Genomic DNA, 3,041 nt, shown 5'->3' with positions numbered 1-3,041 from the left:
GACAGGCCGAGGCCCGTACCGCCCGTCGTCCGCGCCCGCGCCGGGTCCGCGCGCCAGAAGCGGCTGAAGACCCGCGTGGCCTCCCCCGGCTTCAGGCCCACGCCGTAGTCCCGCACCGCCACCGCGACCGCGCCGCCCGCCGCCGCGAGCCGCACGACGACGTCGCGGCCCTCGCCGTGCTCGACGGCGTTGACGACCAGGTTGCGCAGCACCCGCTCCACCCGGCGCACATCCGCCTCGGCGACGACGGGCTGTTCGTCGCCCACGACGAGCACGCGGCTGCCCTTGCGCTCCGCGAGCGGCAGCGCGCCGTCCACGACCCGCCGCACCACGAGGCGCAGGTCCACGGCGTCCGCGTCGAGCGCCGCCGCGCCCGCGTCGAACCGGCTGATCTCCAGGAGGTCGGCGAGAAGCGACTCGAAGCGGTCGAGCTGGTCGGCGAGGAGTTCGGCGGAGCGCGCGGTGACGGGGTCGAAGTCGGCGCGCGCCTCGTGGATCACGTCGGCGGCCATCCGGACCGTGGTGAGCGGCGTGCGCAGCTCGTGCGAGACGTCGCTGACGAAGCGGCGCTGCATGCGCGAGAGTTCTTCCAGCTGCCTGATCTTGAGCTGGAGACTCTGCGCCATCTTGTTGAAGGCCTCGCCGAGGCGCGCGATGTCGTCCTCGCCCGTGACCTTCATCCGCTCCTGGAGCTTGCCCGCCGACAGCCGCTCGGCGACTGAAGCGGCCATGCGCACCGGCGTGACGACCTGCCGCACGACGAGCCACGCGATGGCGCCGAGGAGCACCACGACGAACATCCCGGCGGTGGCGAGCGTCGTCTTGACCAGGCTGAGGGTCTTCGCCTCCTGGTCGAGCGAGAAGAGGTAGTAGAGCTGGTAGGGCTGCCCGTAGAGGTCGTTGACCTGGCGCCCGATGATGAGCGCCGGGCGGGGGGCGCCCGTCTCGTGGACGATGCGGGTGTACGAGCGGTACGCGCCCGTGCCGTGCGCGACCTCCTGGCGCAGCGAGGCGGGGACGCTCTCCAGGGGCAGGACCTGCCCCGAGGAGCGCGGGCTGCGCGCGGTCGTGCCGCTGTCCGGGCCCGCGCCGAGCGCGACGACGTCGAACGAGCCCTGCCCGCCACTGGCCAGCTGGGTCACGAGCTCGGACATCCAGCTGCTGGCGTTCTGCCGGCCGTCCGTCCCCGATTCCTGCCCGTCGCCCTGCGAGGTGCCGTCGGCGGCGGCGCCCGTCGCGGGGCCCTCCGCGTTCGCCTTCTGCTGGGCGACGAGGAAGCCGCCGCTGGCCTGGCTCTGCGCGGCCTTCTCCTTCGCGTCGAGCAGCCCGTTGCGGACCTGCCCGACGACGACGAAGCCGAGCAGCAGCACGACGCCCACCGACATGAGCAGCGTGGTCGCGACGATCTTCAGCTGGAGATTGCGGCGCCACAGCCGGGCCACGGGCAGCAAGGGCCGCCGCACCCACCGTGAGAAGAGCCGCAGGAACGGGCTGCCGTTGGCACCCACGCCCCCGCCGAGGGCACGGCCCTGGGCGACGATCCGGCCGAACCTGCCGGGCCCGGCGGATCGTGCGGCGCTTCCCCTGCTCATGTCAGTCCCCGGCCATGTCAGTTCGGTCCGGCCTTGTAGCCGACACCGCGCACCGTCACGACGATCTCGGGACGCTCGGGGTCGCGCTCGACCTTGGAGCGCAGCCGCTGGACGTGCACGTTGACGAGGCGGGTGTCGGCGGCGTGCCGGTACCCCCAGACCTGTTCGAGGAGCACCTCGCGGGTGAAGACCTGCCACGGCTTGCGCGCGAGCGCGACGAGCAGGTCGAACTCCAGCGGCGTCAGCGCGATCGACTGGCCCTCGCGCTTGACCGAGTGCCCGGCCACGTCGATGACCAGGTCACCGATGGTGAGCTGCTCGGGCGCCGGCTCCTCCGACCTGCGGAGCCTGGCCCGGATACGGGCCACCAGCTCCTTCGGCTTGAACGGCTTGACGATGTAGTCGTCGGCGCCCGACTCCAGGCCGACCACGACGTCCACGGTGTCGCTCTTCGCCGTGAGCATGACGACCGGGACGCCGGACTCGGCGCGGATCAGCCGGCACACCTCGATGCCGTCCCGGCCGGGCAGCATCAGGTCGAGCAGCACCAGATCCGGCTTGGTGTCGCGGAAGGCGGCCAGCGCCTTGTCGCCGTCCGCGACGAACGACGGCTCGAAACCTTCACCACGCAGCACGATGCCGAGCATCTCGGCCAGTGCGGTGTCGTCGTCGACGACAAGGACTCGTCCCTTCATGACTGACATCATCCCATTAGCTCATCGTTGCCTGACGTGAACTGGCACACAGAGCCGCCAGTCCCTCCGCCGTCACCGGGGTCACGACCCCGGCCTCCGTGACAATCGCGCTGATCAGTCCGGGCGGGGTGACGTCGAACGCGGGGTTGTACGCCGTCGTCCCGAGCGGCGCCAGCGGCACCGCGAGACCCCCGCGCCCCCGTACCTCGGTCACCTCGTGCCCGGCCCGCTGCTCCACCTCGATCGCCGCCCCGTTCTCCGTGGCGAGATCGACCGTGGACAGCGGCGCGACGACGACGAACGGCACCCGGTGATGGTGCGCGAGCACAGCGAGCGGATAACTGCCCACCTTGTTCGCCACCGCCCCGTCCGCCGCGATCCGGTCCGCCCCGATCAGCACGGCATCCACCTCACCGGCCGCGAAGAGCGAACCGGCGGCGTTGTCCGCGAGCAAGGTATACGCCATTTGGCGCCGCGCCGCCTCCCACGCGGTCAGCCTCGCGCCCTGCCACAGGGGCCGCGTCTCGTCCACCCACAGCCTGCGCAGCCGCCCCGCGCGGTGCGCGGCGAGCGCCACGGCGAAGGCGGTGCCCTCGCCCCCGGAGACGAGCGTCCCGGTGTTGCAGTGCGTGAGCAGCCGGTACCCTCCGCCCGGCAGCAGCCCTTCGAGCAGTTCCGCGCCGTGGGCGGCCATCGCCGCCGAGCCCGCGGCGTCCTCGGCGTGCAGCGCCCGCGCCTCGGCGAGCGTCGCGGC

3 protein-coding genes are annotated in these 3,041 nt (G+C 72.6%); all 3 read right to left on the bottom strand.

Features of this window, described 5'->3' with window-relative positions; translation table 11 throughout:
* Positions 1–1,592, bottom strand: a 1,592-nt coding sequence (gene mtrB / locus G3I42_RS16690; protein ID WP_203606912.1) for an MtrAB system histidine kinase MtrB, incomplete at its 3' end; no start/stop codon positions are given.
* Positions 1,593–1,609: 17 nt separating this feature from the next.
* Positions 1,610–2,299, bottom strand: a complete 690-nt coding sequence (mtrA, locus tag G3I42_RS16685; protein ID WP_007822956.1) for a two-component system response regulator MtrA — start codon at positions 2,297–2,299, stop codon at positions 1,610–1,612.
* A 4-nt stretch (positions 2,300–2,303) separates the two neighbouring features.
* Positions 2,304–3,041: S-methyl-5-thioribose-1-phosphate isomerase (locus tag G3I42_RS16680; protein WP_164286782.1), on the bottom strand; the 738-nt coding region annotated here is incomplete at its 5' end.

This window comes from Streptomyces sp. SID11385, from assembly GCF_010548245.1.
In the GTDB taxonomy this organism is placed as follows: Bacteria; Actinomycetota; Actinomycetes; order Streptomycetales; family Streptomycetaceae; genus Streptomyces.
Note: the sequence above shows the minus strand (reverse complement) of the source record. Positions and strands in the feature narration are given on the sequence as shown.

Coding starts and splice junctions, on each gene's coding strand:
- mtrA (WP_007822956.1), bottom strand. CDS start 2,299: ATGATGTCAGTCATGAAGGGACGAGTCCTTGTCGTCGACGACGACACC.